This window comes from Bacillus sp. FSL M8-0025 (assembly GCF_037975475.1).
Taxonomy (GTDB): domain Bacteria; phylum Bacillota; class Bacilli; order Bacillales; family Bacillaceae; genus Bacillus; species Bacillus subtilis.
The window spans coordinates 3,127,573-3,141,935 of the sequence record NZ_CP150258.1 but is presented as its reverse complement, the minus strand read 5'-3'; the positions used below and the strand labels follow the sequence as shown (position 1 = coordinate 3,141,935).

The window sequence follows — 14,363 nt, the reverse complement described above, 5'->3', positions numbered from 1 at the left end:
TAGAACGGTTTTACATGGACGATATGTGATTTCTGTTAAAGCCGGTTGCTTTATGAATAGAGCGGTAGATTGCTGGTGCGATAAACGACAGTATCACAGCCAGCGCTGTATCTTTTACCATAAACCAAATCATAAAGCCCCAAGCCGTGCCGTAGCTCACTGGCGTATGAATCCACAGCTTCAGTGCAAGATACATATAGGTAGTGCCGATGAGATACATGATCGCCGTTCCGATAAGTGAAGCAATGAGAAATCGAATTTTACTTGGCTGAATGTTTCGTTCTAAAAACCAACCCGCTGCAAATGCTGCCGGGATGTATGAGATAATAAACCCGCCGCTTTTCCCTGCAAACGGTGCGAAGCCTGCTGAAAATTGAGCAAACACAGGCGCTCCGGCCAATCCGACAAGTGCATATACAATCATGGCAATCGCTGCTCGTTTGCTGCCAAGAAGCAAAGCAGCCAAGAGACAGAAAAACGGCTGCATCGAAAGCGGAATGCCGGCTACTTGTAAAAAGGGTGCTACTGATGTAATGTTGGCCCCGACAGCCATAAGTGCGGCGAACATGCCAATCAGCGCCATATCTCCCGCACGAAGTTTACGTTGTTTCATCGTTGTTCCCCCTTAGGTTGACATACACAATCATAGAGTAATAAAGAACAAAAAGATTGTCAACATGATTTTAAATTAGGTTAACAAAAAGGAGGCCCATATGTATTTCGGAAAAACAAGACAATCCGATCAATCTGGAAGAGTGCCGCCAAATCAAAACGTCACCACTTCATTTCCTGTGCTTCATACCGGAGATGTCCCATATTACGAAGATATGACGAAATGGAATCTTCAAGTATACGGTTTGGTTGACCATCCGATGCTGCTAAGCTTTGAAGATGTCAAAGCCTTTCCACGGTATGAATCGAAAAATGACATTCATTGCGTCACGGGATGGTCAAGGCTTGATAATGTGTGGCAAGGCGTGCGGGCTTGTGATATAGCGGAAAAAGCGGGTGTAAAAGAAGAAGCGGGCTACGTCATTTTACATGCTGAAGAGGGCTGGACGACCAATCTGCCGCTTGATGATTTCTTAGCGGAAACTTCCCTTCTGGCTTATGCGCATAATGGCGAACCTTTAACCCCTGAACACGGCTTTCCGCTGCGGGGTGTATTTCCGCATCTGTATTTTTGGAAAAGTGCCAAGTGGCTGCGCGGCATCCAATTTACGAAAGAAAATCATCCTGGCTTTTGGGAGCGGAATGGCTATCACATGAGAGGCGATCCTTGGCAAAATCAAAGGTTTACATGGGATTAAGGTTCTATTTCAAATAGGACAATCCGCATCTTTATTGGGTTTTTACTTCCATATTGATAGTCTGCAGGTACCTTATTTGATCAAGGTGCCTTTTTTATTCGGGAAAAAGTTGACTTTCTTTGGAAGAAAACCTATTATTTGAGGTGTCTAGTTGATAGTGAAAATCATTATCATACATTGCGGTTTAGTTTAAGGAGAGGAATGTCGTACTGCATGAAAGAGCAAACAACAGACCGGACAAATGGCGGGACATCAAACGCATTTACGATTCCTGGTACGGAAGTGCGTATGATGTCTTCACGCAATGAAAACCGTACCTATCACATTTTTATCTCGAAACCTAGTACGCCACCGCCACCCGCTGGTTATCCTGTGATTTATCTGCTGGATGCCAATTCTGTCTTCGGAACGATGACGGAAGCCGTTCGAATACAGGGACGCCGACCCGAAAAAACCGGGGTGATCCCTGCAGTGATCGTCGGCATTGGCTATGAGACAGCGGAGCCGTTCTCCTCAGCACGCCACCGGGATTTTACAATGCCAACAGCCCAATCGAAGCTGCCGGAAAGGCCCGACGGCAGAGAATGGCCGGAGCATGGCGGAGCGGAGGGCTTTTTCAGATTTATTGAAGAGGATTTAAAACCGGAGATAGAACGAGATTATCAGATTGATAAAAAAAGACAAACAATCTTTGGCCATTCGCTCGGAGGGCTTTTCGTGCTGCAGGTGCTGCTAACAAAGCCCGATGCGTTTCAAACGTATATCGCGGGAAGTCCGTCCATTCATTGGAATAAACCGTTTATTCTCGAGAAAACGGACCATTTCGTCTCTCTCACCAAGACAAACAATCAGCCTATCAATATCCTGCTTGCCGCAGGAGAATTGGAGCAGCATCATAAAAGCCGGATGAACGACAATGCGAGGGAGCTTTATGAGCGGCTGGCCGTTTTATCTGAACAAGGCATACGGGCGGAATTTTGCGAGTTTTCAGGAGAAGGACATATTTCAGTTCTTCCTGTTTTGGTCAGCCGGGCGCTGCGTTTTGCGCTTCACCCTGACGGACCGCATCTTTCAATGGGCTGAGACATACTCAGCCTTGCCTTTAAAAAATATTTGTCACTGAAATTATATTTGACTGTCACATGACATTTGGATATGATTATTTTTATAATTGATAATGATAATCATTATCAATAGATTGCGTTTTTCAAGGCGCAGCAGTCTTTTGCGCTGGATGTCTGTTCGGCATTTAGAGCGAAGAAAGGAATTGATGATATGAATGCAAAGAGTATAGAGGGAAAAATTGCTTTTATAACAGGGGCTGCCCAAGGAATAGGCGAAGCAGTTGCGCGGACGCTTGCCAGTCAAGGCGCACATATTGCGGCAGTTGATTATAATCCTGAAAAGCTGGAAAAGGTTGTGAGCAGCCTCAAAGCAGAAGGCCGCCATGCAGAAGCTTTTCCTGCGGATGTGAGAGACAGCGCAGCGATTGATGAGATCACGGCGCGCATCGAACGTGAAATGGGGCCGATTGATATTTTAGTGAATGTAGCGGGTGTCCTTCGCCCGGGACTGATCCATTCGCTTAGCGATGAGGAATGGGAGGCGACGTTCTCAGTGAATTCGACTGGCGTATTTAACGCCTCGCGTTCAGTCAGCAAATATATGATGGACCGAAGATCGGGTTCGATTGTAACAGTCGGATCGAATGCTGCCGGTGTACCAAGAACATCTATGGCGGCATATGCGTCTTCAAAGGCTGCGGCTGTGATGTTTACGAAATGCCTTGGCCTTGAGCTTGCAGAATACAATATTCGCTGCAACATTGTATCTCCCGGATCAACGGAAACAGACATGCAGTGGTCATTATGGGCCGACGAGAATGGAGCGGAGCAAGTCATAAAAGGATCACTTGAGACATTTAAAACAGGGATCCCGCTCAAAAAACTAGCCAAGCCTTCGGATATTGCGGATGCGGTGCTCTTTTTGGTTTCTGGCCAGGCAGGGCATATTACGATGCATAATTTATGCGTAGATGGCGGCGCGACCTTAGGCGTGTAACTGAATTTAAAGGAGGTTCATGAGAATGTTGGATCAAAACGTTATAACAGAAACAAAAGCGGAGCATTTGCTTCATGAATATCAGCCGGGCGCCTTTTTCTTAGCGTCTCCTCATCGTGTACTGTTAGCGAAAGGCATATGTGAAATCGTACCGGAGGCAGACGGGCAAAACCAAATGGAAACCCTTTCTGGCCGAATTGCAGAGGCGTTACGTCAGGCAAAACAATCAGGGCAAAGCCGGCCGCTTGTTGTCGGGGCCGTTCCTTTTGATCAAGTAAAAGCAGCGCGGCTCGTTGTACCTGAAGAAGTGCGCTGGTCAGGACCGCTTCAATTTGATCATGAGGAAGAGGAACAGCAGGCTGGGCATACATACCACATAAAGCCTGTTCCTGAACCTGAGGATTATAAAAATGGTGTTGAACAAGGGCTGGCACGCATTGCCGATGGAACACTCAGCAAAATCGTTCTGTCCAGGTCGCTGCATTTGACATCGCCTGAACCGATTCAGACGGATGAATTGCTTCGCCATCTGGCTCAGCATAACTCGCATGGCTACACGTTTGCCGCAGACGTGTCCAGTCAGGAGGAAACGTCTCCCCGCCGAACATTGCTCGGAGCAAGTCCGGAGCTTCTCGTTTCAAGGATGGGAACACAGGTCGTTTCCAACCCATTAGCCGGCTCAAGGCCGCGCAGTAATGATCCTGTTGAAGACCAGCGCCGGGCAGCTGAATTGCTTTCTTCCGCAAAGGATCTTCATGAGCACGCGGTTGTCGCTGACGCGGTTGCGGCAGCGCTGAGACCTTTCTGCCGGACGCTGGAGGTTCCGGAGAAGCCTTCACTGATCAAAACGGAAACGATGTGGCACCTGTCCAGCGTGATTAAGGGAGAGCTTTCCGACCCGTCTGTAACCGCATTTGAATTGGCGGCGGCGCTCCACCCGACGCCAGCCGTCTGCGGAACACCGACTGATCTTGCAAGAGAAGCGATTCTCAGCATTGAACCATTTGACCGCGGTTTCTTTACCGGCATGGTCGGATGGTGTGACGATGCCGGTGACGGAGAATGGATCGTGACCATCCGTTGTGCAGAAGCAGAAGAACGCTCACTCCGCCTGTATGCTGGAGCTGGTGTTGTGGCCGGTTCAAAGCCTGAGGACGAGCTTCAGGAGACGTCCGCAAAGTTTCGGACAATGCTGCGGGCAATGGGCGTGGATCACATATGAACAGAATGAATTGCTGGAGGGATACAACATGCTGAAAGGATTTACGCCTTGGCCTGATGAGTTAGCTGAGACCTATCGAAAGAACGGCTGCTGGGCCGGTGAGACGTTTGGAGATTTGTTAAGGGACCGGGCAGCCAAGTATGGTGATCGCATTGCCATTACATACGGAAACACCCATTGGAGCTATCGAGAGCTTGACACAAGAGCTGATCGCCTGGCTGCCGGATTTCAAAAGCTCGGCATTCAACAGATGGATCGTGTTGTGGTGCAGCTGCCAAATATCAAAGAGTTTTTTGAAGTCATTTTCGCGCTTTTCCGTCTGGGGGCGCTTCCAGTCTTCGCACTGCCTTCTCATCGAAGCAGTGAAATTACATATTTTTGCGAGTTTGCTGAAGCGGCTGCATATATCATTCCCGACGCTTATTCCGGTTTTGACTACCGTACGCTTGCCAGACAGGTTCAAAGTAAGCTGCCGACTTTGAAAAACATCATTGTCGCAGGTGAGGCAGAGGAATTTTTACCGCTGGAGGATTTGCATGCAGAACCTGTAAAACTGCCTGAAGTCAAATCATCGGATGTGGCGTTCCTCCAGCTTTCTGGCGGGAGCACCGGGCTATCGAAACTGATTCCGAGGACCCACGATGACTACATATACAGCCTGAAGCGGAGTGTGGAGGTCTGCTGGCTCGACCACAGCACGGTGTACTTGGCCGCGCTGCCGATGGCACACAATTATCCGCTGAGCTCACCCGGCGTTCTCGGCGTATTATACGCTGGAGGAAGAGTGGTATTATCTCCTTCTCCAAGTCCAGATGACGCATTTCCTTTAATTGAACGGGAAAAGGTCACGATAACCGCTCTTGTTCCGCCTCTTGCGATGGTATGGATGGATGCGGCATCCTCACGCCGTGATGATTTATCCAGCCTTCAAGTGCTGCAGGTCGGCGGTGCCAAGTTTAGTGCTGAAGCCGCGCGCAGGGTAAAAGCTGTTTTCGGCTGCACGCTGCAGCAGGTGTTCGGAATGGCAGAGGGTCTCGTCAATTATACGAGATTGGATGATCCTGAGGAGATCATTGTCAACACCCAAGGAAAACCGATGTCTCCATATGATGAAGTGCGTGTTTGGGATGATCATGATCGCGACGTAAAACCTGGTGAAACAGGCCATCTGCTGACGCGGGGGCCGTATACAATTCGAGGTTACTATAAGGCAGAAGAGCATAATGCCGCTTCATTTACTGAGGATGGTTTTTACCGTACGGGTGATATCGTCAGGCTGACACGAGACGGCTATATTGTCGTTGAAGGCCGGGCGAAGGATCAAATTAACCGTGGAGGAGAAAAGGTTGCGGCTGAAGAGGTAGAAAATCATCTGCTGGCGCATCCGGCTGTCCATGATGCGGCAATGGTCTCCATGCCTGATCAATTTCTTGGCGAGAGATCTTGTGTGTTCATTATTCCCCGGGATGAAGCCCCAAAAGCCACAGAGCTTAAAGCATTTTTGAGAGAGCGCGGACTGGCGGCATATAAAATCCCTGACCGAGTTGAATTTGTCGAATCCTTCCCGCAGACAGGAGTAGGAAAAGTCAGCAAAAAAGCGCTCCGTGAAGCCATTTCCGAGAAGCTTCTTGCAGGATCAAAAAAATAAATCAACAATTTGAGAGGAAGTGTTCATATGGCTATACCTGCCATTCAGCCGTATCAAATGCCGACAGCATCTGATATGCCGCAAAATAAAGTATCATGGGTGCCTGATCCGAATCGGGCTGTCTTGTTAATACACGATATGCAAAACTATTTTGTCGATGCTTTCACAGCGGGAGCGTCTCCGGTAACAGAGCTTTCAGCGAATATACGAAAGCTGAAGAATCAATGTGTTCAGCTTGGGATTCCTGTTGTCTATACCGCACAGCCGGGAAGCCAAAATCCGGATGACCGTGCGCTGCTGACAGACTTTTGGGGCCCGGGATTAAACAGCGGTCCTTATGAGGAGAAAATTATAACCGAGCTGGCACCGGAGGATGATGATCTTGTGCTGACAAAATGGAGATACAGCGCGTTTAAGAGAACGAATCTGCTTGAAATGATGCGCAAAGAGGGACGCGATCAGCTGATCATTACAGGAATTTACGCCCATATCGGCTGTCTTGTTACAGCATGTGAAGCATTTATGGAGGATATTAAAGCCTTTTTTGTGGGAGATGCAGTTGCTGATTTTTCATTAGAAAAACATCAAATGGCGCTGGACTATGCGGCTGGACGCTGTGCGTTTACCGTGATGACTGACAGTCTTCTTGATCAGCTGCAGAATGCGCCGGCAGACGTTCAAAAAACGTCAGCAAACACTGGCAAAAAGAATGTGTTTACATGTGAGAATATCCGTAAACAAATTGCTGAGCTTCTACAAGAAACATCGGAAGACATCACAGATCAAGAGGATTTGCTCGATCGTGGTCTTGATTCGGTAAGGATCATGACATTGGTGGAACAATGGCGCCGTGAAGGGGCAGAGGTGACTTTCGTGGAATTGGCTGAACGCCCAACGATCGAAGAATGGCAAAAATTGCTCACAACCCGCAGCCAGCAAGTGCTGCCAAACGCGGATTATTTATAAAAGGAGGGTAAACAAACGGATGCCTGATACAAAAGATCTTCAATATTCTTTGACCGGGGCGCAAACTGGCATATGGTTTGCTCAGCAGCTTGATCCGGACAATCCAATCTACAATACAGCGGAATATATAGAAATCAATGGACCAATCAATATTGCTCTTTTTGAAGAAGCTTTGCGGTACGTGATCAAGGAAGCGGAATCGCTGCATGTCCGCTTCGGTGAAAATATGGACGGGCCTTGGCAGATGATAAACCCGTCTCCGGATGTACAGCTGCACGTCATTGACGTCAGCTCTGAGCCTGATCCGGAAAAAACAGCATTAAACTGGATGAAAGCTGATTTAGCAAAGCCGGTTGATTTAGGGCATGACCCTTTGTTCAATGAAGCTCTGTTTATTGCCGGGCCTGATCGTTTCTTTTGGTATCAGCGCATTCACCATATAGCGATCGACGGCTTCGGTTTTTCCCTGATAGCCCAACGTGTGGCAAGTACATATACTGCGCTTATAAAAGGACAAACAGCTAAAGGCCGTTCCTTTGGGTCTCTCCAGGCCATTTTGGAAGAGGATACAGATTATCGCGGATCAGAGCAGTATGAGAAGGATCGTCAATTCTGGCTGGACCGTTTTGCAGATGCACCTGAAGTTGTGAGCTTGGCTGATCGGGCGCCAAGAACATCTAACAGTTTTCTTCGTCATACGGCATATCTGCCTCCGTCTGATGTAAACGCGTTAAAAGAAGCGGCGCGCTATTTCTCAGGAAGCTGGCATGAAGTCATGATTGCGGTGTCAGCTGTTTATGTGCACCGTATGACCGGCTCTGAGGATGTTGTGCTCGGCCTGCCCATGATGGGTCGGATAGGGTCCGCGTCACTGAATGTACCGGCTATGGTGATGAACCTTCTCCCGCTCCGGCTGACGGTAAGCTCTTCGATGAGCTTTTCTGAACTGATTCAGCAAATTTCCCGGGAAATCCGCAGCATTCGGCGACATCATAAGTATCGCCATGAAGAGCTTCGGCGCGATCTGAAATTGATAGGAGAAAATCATAGATTATTTGGCCCTCAAATCAATCTTATGCCGTTTGATTACGGTCTCGACTTTGCCGGGGCCCGGGGCACAACGCATAATCTTTCAGCCGGTCCTGTTGATGATCTATCAATCAATGTATATGACAGAACAGACGGCAGCGGGCTGCGAATTGATGTTGATGCGAATCCTGAGGTATACAGTGAGTCTGATATTAAGCTTCATCAGCAGCGTATCCTGCAGCTGCTGCAAACGGCTTCTGCCGGAGAGGACATGCTGATTGGGCAAATGGAGCTTCTGTTGCCAGAGGAGAAAGAAAAAGTCATTTCTAAATGGAATGAGACGGCAAAATCCGAGAAGCTGGTCAGCCTTCAGGACATGTTCGAAAAGCAGGCAGTTCTTACGCCAGAACGTATCGCTCTCATGTGTGATGACATTCAAGTCAACTATCGAAAGCTCAATGAAGAGGCAAACCGCCTCGCGCGTCTGTTGATCGAAAAAGGGATTGGTCCGGAGCAGTTTGTCGCTTTGGCGCTGCCGCGTTCCCCTGAGATGGTGGCCTCAATGCTTGGTGTGCTCAAGACTGGTGCGGCGTATCTCCCCCTTGATCCGGAGTTTCCAGCCGACCGCATTTCTTACATGCTGGAGGATGCGAAACCTTCATGCATCATAACGACTGAGGAAATAGCAGCCAGTCTGCCTGATGACCTGGCTGTACCGGAGCTTGTGCTTGATCAGGCTGTTACACAGGAGATTATAAAACGCTATTCGCCGGAAAATCCGGATGTATCGGTTTCTCTTGACCATCCTGCGTATATCATCTATACCTCAGGATCAACAGGAAGACCGAAGGGAGTCGTTGTGACACAGAAAAGCTTAAGCAATTTTCTGTTGTCCATGCAGGAGGCGTTTTCTCTAGGAGAAGAAGACAGGCTGTTGGCTGTGACGACTGTCGCTTTTGATATTTCAGCATTAGAGTTATATCTTCCGCTGATTAGCGGAGCGCAAATCGTGATCGCAAAGAAAGAAACGATCCGTGAGCCGCAGGCATTAGCTCAAATGATTGAAAATTTCGATATTAACATCATGCAGGCGACACCGACACTGTGGCACGCTTTGGTAACGAGTGAACCTGAGAAACTTCGGGGGCTTAGAGTGCTTGTAGGAGGCGAGGCGCTGCCGAGCGGTCTTTTGCAGGCGCTTCAAGACCTTCATTGTTCAGTCACGAACTTATACGGTCCCACTGAAACAACGATTTGGTCTGCCGCAGCTTTTCTTGAAGAAGGGTTGCAGGGCGTTCCTCCGATTGGGAAACCGATTTGGAACACGCAGGTGTATGTGCTTGATAATGGATTGCAGCCGGTGCCGCCGGGCGTTGTCGGAGAGCTTTATATTGCAGGCACCGGCTTGGCCAGAGGTTATTTCCATCGCCCTGATTTAACGGCGGAGCGCTTCGTTGCAGATCCATACGGACCGCCGGGAACTAGGATGTATCGGACCGGAGACCAGGCCCGCTGGCGTGCCGATGGGTCTTTGGATTATATCGGGCGGGCGGATCATCAAATCAAAATTCGCGGATTCCGAATTGAACTTGGAGAAATTGATGCCGTGCTTGCCAATCATCCGCACATTGAACAGGCCTCGGTTGTCGTACGGGAAGATCAGCCGGGAGACAAACGATTGGCGGCTTATGTAGTCGCTGATGGTGCTATTGATACTGCAGAGCTTCGTCGTTATATGGGGGCCAGTCTTCCTGATTATATGGTACCGGCGGCGTTTGTGGAGATGGACGAGCTGCCATTAACACCTAATGGCAAGCTTGACCGGAAAGCACTGCCGGCACCAGACTTCAGCACATCTGTCAGTGATCGGGCTCCGCGGACTCCTCAGGAAGAGATATTGTGTGACTTGTTTGCAGAGGTTCTCGGTTTGGCACGCGTCGGTATCGATGACAGTTTCTTCGAGCTTGGGGGCCATTCTCTTCTTGCAGCCCGTCTGATGGGCCGCATTCGCGAGGTAATGGGGGCCGAACTTGGTATCGCCAAGCTCTTTGACGAACCGACAGTAGCTGGACTCGCTGCCCATCTTGATTTGGCGCAGAGTGCACGTCCCGCTTTGCAGAGAGCTGAGCGGCCTGAAAAGATCCCGCTATCATTTGCCCAGCGCCGGCTATGGTTCCTGCATTGTCTGGAAGGACCGAGTCCTACTTATAATATTCCGGTTGCTGTCCGTTTGTCAGGTGAGTTGGATCAAGGATTGCTGAAAGCGGCACTTTATGACCTCGTCTGCCGTCATGAAAGCCTTCGGACGATCTTCCCTGAATCACAGGGGACATCCTATCAGCATATTTTAGATGCCGATCAAGCCCATCCTGAGTTACATGTTACTGAAATTGCTGAGAAGGAGCTTTCTGATCGTCTTGCCGAAGCTGTACGCTACAGCTTTGATCTTGCAGCTGAACCTGCTTTTCGTGCCGAGCTTTTTGTGATCGGTCCTGACGAGTACGTGCTGCTTCTTCTCGTCCATCATATTGTCGGGGACGGCTGGTCCTTAACACCGCTGACCCGAGACCTTGGGACGGCTTATGCGGCTCGCTGCCACGGACGATCTCCCGAATGGGCGCCTCTTGCTGTGCAGTATGCAGACTATGCGCTTTGGCAGCAAGAACTGCTTGGAAACGAGGATAATCCTAACAGCTTGATTGCCGGTCAGCTTGCTTTCTGGAAAGAAACCTTGAAAAACCTGCCTGATCAGCTTGAACTGCCAACCGATTATTCACGTCCGGCTGAGCCGAGTCATGATGGAGATACGATTCATTTTCGTATTGAGCCCGAGTTTCACAAGCGATTGCAGGAGCTGGCTCGCACAAATAGGGTGAGCCTGTTTATGGTGCTTCAATCCGGTCTCGCCGCTTTATTGACAAGGCTCGGGGCGGGCACCGACATTCCGATCGGCAGTCCGATCGCGGGACGGAATGATGATGCGCTGGGCGATCTTGTAGGGCTGTTTATTAATACATTGGTGCTCAGAACTGATACGTCCGGTGACCCAAGCTTTCGTGAGCTTCTAGACAGAGTACGGAAAGTGAATCTGGCCGCCTATGACAATCAGGATCTGCCGTTTGAGAGACTTGTAGAGGTGCTCAATCCGGCTCGTTCGCGTGCGACGCATCCTTTATTCCAAATCATGCTTGCGTTCCAAAACACACCGGACGCTGAACTGCATCTTCCTGATATGGAGAGCAGCCTGCGAATCAACAGTGTCGGTTCTGCCAAGTTTGATTTGACGCTGGAAATCAGTGAAGATCGCCTTGCTGACGGGACACCAAACGGGATGGAAGGACTGCTTGAATACAGCACTGATCTTTTCAAGCGGGAAACTGCTCAGGCTCTTGCTGACCGATTGATGCGCCTGTTGGAGGCTGCCGAGTCTGATCCTGACAAGCAAATCGGAAATCTGGATATTCTTGCACCAGAGGAACGCAGCAGCATGGTGACTGATTGGCAAAGTGTATCTGAAAAGATTCCGCACGCATGTTTGCCAGAGCAATTTGAGAAGCAGGCTGCTTTACGTCCTGATGCCATTGCCGTTGTATATGAAAATCAGGCACTGAACTATGCAGAGCTGAATGAAAGAGCAAACCGGCTTGCCCGAATGCTGATTAGTGAAGGTGTCGGGCCGGAGCAATTTGTGGCATTGGCACTGCCCCGATCGTTGGAAATGGCTGTCGGCCTATTGGCGGTGCTAAAGGCCGGGGCAGCTTATCTCCCTCTTGATCCGGATTATCCGGCTGATCGAATTGCTTTTATGCTAAAAGATGCCCAGCCTGCGTTTATCATGACGAACACTAAAGCTGCAAATCACATTCCGCCAGTTGAAAACGTGCCGAAAATCGTGCTGGATGATCCCGAGCTGGCAGAGAAACTAAACACGTACCCTGCAGAGAATCCAAAAAATAAGGACAGGACTCAGCCGCTTTCGCCTTTGAATACGGCGTATGTCATTTATACATCCGGCTCAACAGGTGTTCCAAAAGGTGTGATGATTCCTCACCAAAATGTAACACGTTTATTTGCAGCGACCGAGCACTGGTTCCATTTCAGCTCAGATGATATCTGGACCATGTTCCATTCCTATGCGTTTGATTTTTCGGTGTGGGAGATCTGGGGTCCTCTGCTGCATGGCGGACGTCTTGTAATCGTGCCTCACCACGTCAGCAGATCGCCAGAAGCATTTCTGCGCCTGCTTGTCAAAGAGGGGGTGACTGTTCTGAACCAGACACCGTCTGCTTTCTATCAGTTTATGCAGGCGGAACGGGAACAGCCGGATCTCGGACAGGCACTCAGTCTGCGCTATGTCATTTTTGGCGGAGAAGCGCTTGAACTCAGCCGTTTAGAGGATTGGTACAACCGCCACCCTGAAAATAGACCGCAGCTTATCAATATGTATGGGATTACAGAAACGACGGTGCATGTGAGCTATATCGAATTAGACCGAAGCATGGCAGCTTTACGGGCAAACAGCTTGATCGGCTGCGGCATTCCCGATCTTGGTGTATACGTGCTGGATGAACGCCTGCAGCCGGTCCCGCCGGGTGTTGCCGGAGAGCTGTATGTATCAGGAGCGGGGTTAGCACGAGGTTATCTAGGCCGGCCTGGTTTAACATCTGAACGCTTCATAGCTGATCCGTTCGGTCCTCCAGGCACCCGGATGTACCGCACTGGGGATGTGGCCCGCCTCCGCGCTGACGGTTCTCTCGACTATGTCGGCCGTGCAGACCATCAAGTGAAAATTCGGGGATTCCGAATTGAATTGGGAGAAATTGAAGCCGCACTTGTTCAGCATCCGCAGCTTGAAGATGCGGCAGTGATCGTTCGTGAGGATCAGCCGGGAGATAAACGGTTGGCAGCTTATGTCATCCCTTCGGAAGAAACATTTGATACGGCGGAACTGCGCAAATATGCTGCGGAGAGACTGCCGGATTACATGGTGCCTGCTGCCTTTATGACGATGAAAGAATTGCCGCTGACACCGAATGGAAAGCTTGATCGTAAAGCGCTGCCCGCTCCGGATTTCGCAGCGGCAGTGACAGGACGAGGACCGAGAACGCCGCAGGAAGAAATTCTCTGTGACCTCTTTATGGAGGTGCTTCACTTGCCGCGTGTCGGCATTGATGACCGTTTCTTTGATTTAGGCGGACATTCCTTGCTTGCTGTACAGCTCATGAGCCGCATTCGTGAAGCACTCGGCGTTGAACTCAGCATCGGCAACTTGTTCGAAGCACCTACTGTAGCCGGGCTCGCTGAAAGACTTGAAATGGGATCAAGCCAAAGCGCTCTTGACGTTCTGCTGCCGCTCCGAACAAGCGGAGACAAGCCTCCTTTATTCTGTGTTCATCCAGCAGGGGGACTCAGCTGGTGCTATGCCGGTTTGATGACGAATATAGGAACGGATTATCCGATCTACGGCTTGCAGGCACGGGGAATCGGGCAGCGCGAGGAGCTTCCGAAAACACTTGATGACATGGCTGCCGATTACATTAAACAAATCCGAACGGTTCAGCCGAAAGGCCCGTACCATCTGCTAGGCTGGTCTCTGGGCGGGAATGTCGTTCAAGCGATGGCCACCCAGCTGCAAAATCAAGGAGAAGAAGTTTCCCTATTGGTGATGCTGGATGCCTATCCAAACCACTTCCTTCCTATAAAAGAGGCGCCGGATGATGAGGAAGCGCTTATTGCCCTTCTGGCGTTAGGCGGGTACGATCCGGACAGCTTAGGGGACAAACCGCTAGATTTTGAAGCAGCGATTGAGATTCTTCGCCGTGACGGCAGTGCGCTTGCGAGCTTGGATGAAACGGTCATTTTAAATTTGAAGAATACGTATGTCAATTCTGTCGGCATTTTAGGCTCCTATAAGCCGAAAACCTTCCGTGGAAATGTTTTGTTTTTCAGATCAACAATCATTCCTGAATGGTTTGATCCGATTGAACCTGATTCGTGGAAGCCTTATATTAACGGACAGATTGAACAAATTGACATCGACTGCCGTCATAAAGATTTATGTCAGCCGGAACCTCTGGCTCAAATCGGCAAGGTTCTCGCTGTCAAATTGGAAGAGTTGAATAAATAA

The 14,363-nt window shown here is 49.6% G+C and carries 8 protein-coding genes; 7 read left to right on the top strand and 1 reads right to left on the bottom strand.

The window, feature by feature from the left end:
• Positions 1-10: 10 nt before the first annotated feature.
• On the bottom strand, positions 11-613 hold the full coding sequence (locus MKX38_RS16295) for a biotin transporter BioY (protein ID WP_029318475.1): 603 nt from the start codon (positions 611-613) through the stop codon (positions 11-13).
• Between the two features lie 100 nt (positions 614-713).
• Here MKX38_RS16295 and MKX38_RS16290 point away from each other — a divergent pair, with 100 nt between their 5' ends.
• The 7 genes from MKX38_RS16290 to dhbF all read left to right on the top strand — a co-directional run bounded on the left by MKX38_RS16290 (position 714) and on the right by dhbF (position 14,363).
• The gene (locus MKX38_RS16290) at positions 714-1,310 is read left to right on the top strand and encodes a sulfite oxidase-like oxidoreductase (RefSeq protein WP_003228739.1); all 597 of its coding nucleotides are present in this window, start codon (positions 714-716) and stop codon (positions 1,308-1,310) included.
• A 213-nt stretch (positions 1,311-1,523) separates the two neighbouring features.
• Positions 1,524-2,393, top strand: a complete 870-nt coding sequence (gene besA / locus MKX38_RS16285; protein WP_032722448.1) for a ferri-bacillibactin esterase BesA — start codon at positions 1,524-1,526, stop codon at positions 2,391-2,393.
• 192 nt (positions 2,394-2,585) lie between these two features.
• Positions 2,586-3,371 carry a 2,3-dihydro-2,3-dihydroxybenzoate dehydrogenase gene (locus MKX38_RS16280; RefSeq protein WP_014480725.1) on the top strand — a complete coding sequence of 262 codons (786 nt, stop codon included), beginning with the start codon at positions 2,586-2,588 and terminating at the stop codon, positions 3,369-3,371.
• Positions 3,372-3,396: 25 nt separating this feature from the next.
• Positions 3,397-4,593: an isochorismate synthase DhbC gene (gene dhbC / locus MKX38_RS16275; RefSeq protein ID WP_339187728.1), complete on the top strand. Its 1,197-nt coding sequence runs from the start codon at positions 3,397-3,399 to the stop codon at positions 4,591-4,593.
• Between the two features lie 28 nt (positions 4,594-4,621).
• Positions 4,622-6,241 (top strand): (2,3-dihydroxybenzoyl)adenylate synthase, encoded by a 1,620-nt coding sequence (locus MKX38_RS16270; protein ID WP_339187725.1) that lies wholly within the window; start codon positions 4,622-4,624, stop codon positions 6,239-6,241.
• A 27-nt stretch (positions 6,242-6,268) separates the two neighbouring features.
• Positions 6,269-7,207, top strand: coding sequence for an isochorismatase (locus tag MKX38_RS16265; RefSeq protein WP_121572475.1), 939 nt, complete (start codon positions 6,269-6,271; stop codon positions 7,205-7,207).
• Positions 7,208-7,226: 19 nt separating this feature from the next.
• Positions 7,227-14,363 (top strand): non-ribosomal peptide synthetase DhbF, encoded by a 7,137-nt coding sequence (gene dhbF, locus MKX38_RS16260; protein ID WP_339187721.1) that lies wholly within the window; start codon positions 7,227-7,229, stop codon positions 14,361-14,363.